The sequence below is a fragment of the Shewanella sp. 11B5 genome (assembly GCF_002836795.1).
GTDB classification, from domain to species: domain Bacteria; phylum Pseudomonadota; class Gammaproteobacteria; order Enterobacterales; family Shewanellaceae; genus Shewanella; species Shewanella frigidimarina.
In genome coordinates this window covers 1-2,038 of sequence record NZ_PJAP01000682.1, presented here as the reverse complement: position 1 = coordinate 2,038, position 2,038 = coordinate 1, and the positions used below count along the sequence as shown (strand labels likewise).

Here is a 2,038-nt window from a genome sequence, read left to right as displayed (position 1 = left end):
AGAATCTAAATATTTTTGCAGTAATTTACGTAATGTTTCAGCCTTAGTGCCATAAACAACTTGTACACCTTTACCCATAACAACCACGCCTTTAGCACCTAAGCGCATTAATCTAGCTTTATCGATCAGATTTGCTTGATTAACACTAATACGTAAGCGTGTTAAACAAGCATTAATCTCGACAATATTCTCGCGGCCGCCCAATGCAGAAATCATTGCCCGTAAGCTCTCTTTAGGCTCAGCGGGTAAATCACTTTGCTCTAATCGGCCAGGCGTTTTTAGATTGAACGCTAAAATACTGGCCCTAAAAATTGCATAATAGATTATTGCTGTGAGCGGACCCAATATCCAAATCCACTGAGTATTAGCAGAGCGCGAAAACAATAAGGTAAAATCTACCAACCCATGAGAGAACACAATGCTGTGATGAACGTCGAGTAGAATACACACGCTATAAGCAATTCCCGTGAGTAATGCATGTACAATAAACAGAATCGGTGCGATAAACATAAAGGCAAATTCTATCGGCTCTGTCACCCCGGTTAACCAACTGGCTGTCGCCGCTGATAACATAATCCCCGCAACTCGGTTACGTTCAGACTTATCTGCACAACGCCAAATCGCTAAGGCAGCTGCAGGTAAACCCCACATTTTAATCAAATAACCACCAGCAAGATTTCCCGCCAATGGATCGCCGGCCAAATAACGAGCCACTTCACCTCGAACTACAGTCCCCTGGTTAATGTACTGTCCGACTTCAAGATAAAATGGGGCATTCCAAATGTGATGTAATCCTAACGGAATTAATAAACGTTCGACCGTGCCATAAACACCAAAAGCAATAGCGGGGTCTTGGTATACAGCCCAATCAGAAAGGAGTTCAATAATATGCGATAAGGGCGGCCAAACATGCACCAATAGGTAAGCAAGTGCCATAGACAGCGGAATGGTAATTATTGGAGCACTGCGACGTCCTTCAAAAAAGGAAAAAATAGCAGGTAATTTAACATGTTGACTAAGATTGACAGCTAAACATGTCATCGCGCCGACTAACATGCCGCCAGCGATACCAGTGTCAATTGTTTGCATGCCCCAGAGAGGACGAGATACCAGACCATAAATATTGGTCAGAGCTCCCATTGTGGATAAAAACACTCCAAAACCAAAGACGGCTGAAAATGCTGCAATGCCTTGATCACGACAAAAACCAATCGCTATCGCAACACTAAACAACAAAGGCATCATGGTAAAAACTAGATTGCCGACCGCAGAAAACACCGTATTTAATTCTGCAGGAATAAATGGTAACGGGTTAACGGTTAACCCTAACATCACCCCTGCAGCAGGCAAAATAGCAATAGGTATGAGCAGAGCCTGACTTAGGCGCTGTGCGAATTTAAACCATTGTTGCGTAAAAAAACTTACGCTGCGTTTACCGATGTGACGGCGTTGTGCCAACTGGCTATCCATGTTTTAGCTTCTATTTCGGGTTCCATTGTTTCACAGGCGTCAATTTCTAATCGTTCTGTCAGCGGTTTAGCGCCCAACTCGGTTAACAATTCATCAAATTGTTTTATCGCCCCACAAAAAGTTTCATAGCTCGAGTCGCCTAAGCCAATTAGGCTGTATTGTAATAATGGTAAATACGGTGCGCTGGATTTAAGTTCACTAAACCAAGGTGAAATATCTTCGGGTATATCCCCTTGCCCCGTGGTTGATGAAACTACAATTAATAGCTCATCTTGTGGTGGTACAAAACCAGATAATTCATTGGGTTGCCAAAGCTTAGTCGTAAAGCCTAATTTTGCAATCGCCTTAGTCACTGTTTCAGCAGTAAATTGTGCGCTACCATAAACGGTACCAAAAACAACATTGACCTTTTTCATGGTATACTTTCCTCTTAAATGTAATACGTTATAAAATACCTTGAGTCTTAGTGGCTTACCTTACTGTATTGTTTGAGTCTCTCGCAAGTGTCTTTTATTATGTAATGTAAATCGTTATGGTCAACATCGGTTGGCTCAAATGAAATAGCGTA

The 2,038-nt window shown here is 42.1% G+C and carries 2 protein-coding genes; both read right to left on the bottom strand.

The genetic code is table 11. The annotated features are described in order from the left end of the window. A partial coding sequence (locus CXF78_RS15265) for a PTS transporter subunit EIIC (protein ID WP_102037269.1) occupies positions 1-1,470 on the bottom strand: 1,470 nt, incomplete at its 3' end. Continuing rightward, entirely contained in the window at positions 1,422-1,886 is a 465-nt protein-coding gene (locus CXF78_RS15260; RefSeq protein WP_011636737.1) for a flavodoxin, read from the bottom strand. The genes CXF78_RS15265 and CXF78_RS15260, both read right to left, overlap by 49 nt. Positions 1,887-2,038 lie beyond the last annotated feature (152 nt).

Coding starts and splice junctions, on each gene's coding strand:
- CXF78_RS15260 (WP_011636737.1), bottom strand. CDS start 1,886: ATGAAAAAGGTCAATGTTGTTTTTGGTACCGTTTATGGTAGCGCACAA.